This is a genomic window from Photorhabdus viridis (genome assembly GCF_040256935.1).
Classification (GTDB): domain Bacteria; phylum Pseudomonadota; class Gammaproteobacteria; order Enterobacterales; family Enterobacteriaceae; genus Photorhabdus; species Photorhabdus viridis.
Genome location: NZ_JBEJZY010000132.1, coordinates 1 through 1,831 on the forward strand (window position 1 = coordinate 1; position 1,831 = coordinate 1,831).

Sequence of the window (1,831 nt, forward strand, 5' to 3'; positions counted from 1 at the left end):
CCGAAGAACTATCTATCGGAAGAACAACATAATCAGATTCTTTAATTCTATCACCGCTCCAAGCTTCAAGCTTTTCGTGGTAGCTAGGTCTCATGGTTATTAGGCTATTAATACCATGAATCGAACAGCTTTTCATATTCTTGAATAACACTCGTTTAGTTTTATAACCATATTGCTCCATCAACATTGCTATCCATTCAGAATATTGTTCTTTGTTTCTTTCAAGATCGAAAAAAGTGGCACATTCTCCTATTGTCAGTGTTCTACTATCAGATAAAGCCTGCAACTATGTCCAATCCAACGAACCGTCATCCGAAACCCAAACTATCCCTCCAGGACATTCTTCAAATGTGAACCATAGACCATAATATAATTCCTCTTCGGTCTTAGGAAAAACAACCCGAAAATGCGTCAATTGCTCGTCGGTGGTACCCTCCAAAAACACACCGTTTTTAGCAAGTTTGATTTTGTTTTCTTTTAACAACCGCTCAATAAATTCCAAAAAATAGTTCTTTCTCTCTTCAAAAGAAAGGTTAATTTTGTTTAAGTTATTTGCACACATAGCCCCCCAAATAGTACTCGGGGAACTCCCTTCTAACTCATCTCGAAATACTTTATATTCATCATCATGAAATAACACATTAATGCCTTATTGAAACTTTATTTTCACAGGTTTCTTAACCTTATCTTGCAATTTTCCTATTTGCTCATCACCAATAATTTCAATCGTCCAGTGTGCTTTAGTTCTATCTACACTGGTTGAAACCTTACGCAAGTTTACGGTACTACCGTTTGCTAACTTGACATAATAACGACCAGGTTTATTAGGTATTTCTGTGAAAGGTACTCCACCCGTTAAATTTTCTGCATAAGCGCGGATATTCTGCTCAGTCAATTTTTCGGTTGCAAACACTTTAACATTACCAGCTTTGTTGCTACCTCCTTCACCTAACACTTGCTTAAATTTTTGCCCAAAAACCATCAAGTCACTTTCGGTATTATTACGGTCAAAAATCTTCAGAACATCTTCTTTAACCTAAATTTCGCTTAAGAAGAAAATAAAAATATCTGAGATATGATCAACATTTTTGTCAAAGAAAATTTAAGACATCTCAGTCAGCTCGGTTTCTTGCTTAATATTCCTTCAATATAAAAGAAAGTATGCTACCATTCACTGATGAAGAAAAAAAAGACACCAATGCCACATGACGCTGTTTTTAAAAAGTTTTTAAGTCATATCGATACGGCCAGAGATTTTCTGGAGATACATTTGCCTGCTAAATTACGGGCAGTTTGTGATCTGGATACACTGCGGTTGGAATCAGGATCGTTTATTGAAGACAATCTACGGGCGCATTATTCCGACATTTTGTATTCATTGAAAACGGCGCGGGGTGAAGGTTATGTGTATTGCGTGATCGAACACCAGAGTTCCCCGGACAAGATGATGGCATTCCGGCTGATGCGATACGGTATTTCAGCCATGCAACGGCATCTGGAGCAGGGACATGAAAAATTGCCGCTGGTCATTCCGGTGTTGTTTTATCACGGGAAAATACAGCCGTATCCCTGGAGTACCAATTGGCTCGACTGCTTCGATGATCCGGCCCTGGCGAAGGAAATCTATTCCGGTCCCTTCCCGCTGGTCGATGTGACGGTCATCTCCGATGATGAAATCCTGACGCACAAACGGGTCGCGCTACTGGAAATGGTGCAAAAACATATCCGGCAGCGAGATATGGCAGAGTTACTGCAAGAGTTGGTCATACTGCTGACGTATGATTACTATACGGATGAACAGCTAAAAAGCGTGCTAAACTACTTATTACAG

The 1,831-nt window shown here is 39.5% G+C and carries 4 protein-coding genes; 1 reads left to right on the plus strand and 3 read right to left on the minus strand.

Features of this window, described 5'->3' with window-relative positions:
* The 3 genes from ABR397_RS22440 to ABR397_RS22450 all read right to left on the minus strand — a co-directional run.
* On the minus strand, positions 1 to 286 hold a 286-nt coding region (locus ABR397_RS22440; protein WP_350307650.1), incomplete at its 3' end, for a contact-dependent growth inhibition system immunity protein.
* Entirely contained in the window at positions 287 to 640 is a 354-nt protein-coding gene (locus tag ABR397_RS22445) for a DUF596 domain-containing protein (protein ID WP_040154117.1), read from the minus strand.
* A 9-nt stretch (positions 641 to 649) separates the two neighbouring features.
* A complete protein-coding gene (locus ABR397_RS22450) occupies positions 650 to 982 on the minus strand; it encodes a hemagglutinin (RefSeq protein WP_350307651.1) in 333 nt (110 codons plus the stop codon).
* 195 nt (positions 983 to 1,177) lie between these two features.
* Between ABR397_RS22450 and ABR397_RS22455 the strand changes: the two genes are divergently transcribed.
* Positions 1,178 to 1,831 (plus strand): Rpn family recombination-promoting nuclease/putative transposase (locus ABR397_RS22455; protein WP_350307652.1); only part of this gene is annotated, 654 nt, incomplete at its 3' end.